The 308-nt window shown below is 43.5% G+C and carries 1 protein-coding gene; it reads left to right on the forward strand.

The features are described from left to right. Positions 1–308, forward strand: a 308-nt coding sequence (locus SB773_RS30925) for a sodium:solute symporter family transporter (RefSeq protein ID WP_410594067.1), incomplete at both ends; no start/stop codon positions are given.

Below are 308 nucleotides of genomic sequence, written 5' to 3' on the forward strand. Positions count from 1 at the left end.
GGCCCAACTAGTCGGTGCAGGTGCCCTTATAAAACTCTTACTTGGAATTGATTATCTATACTCCGTCATCATTGTAGGTATTTTAATGACCGTCTACGTCGTATTCGGCGGTATGACGGCCACCAGTTGGGTCCAAATCGTAAAGGCGATTTTATTGATGGCAGGTACATTCATCATCTCTATTATCGTGTTGGCGAAATTCGACTTTAGCGTGATCGAGATGTTCAAGCAAATGAAAACAGCCACCCCTTTAGGCGGCGATTTCCTTAACCCGGGTAACAAATTCAAGGATCCATTGGATACTTTAT

Source organism: Bacillus sp. SIMBA_074 (assembly GCF_046534555.1).
GTDB lineage: Bacteria > Bacillota > Bacilli > Bacillales > Bacillaceae_G > Bacillus_A > Bacillus_A mycoides.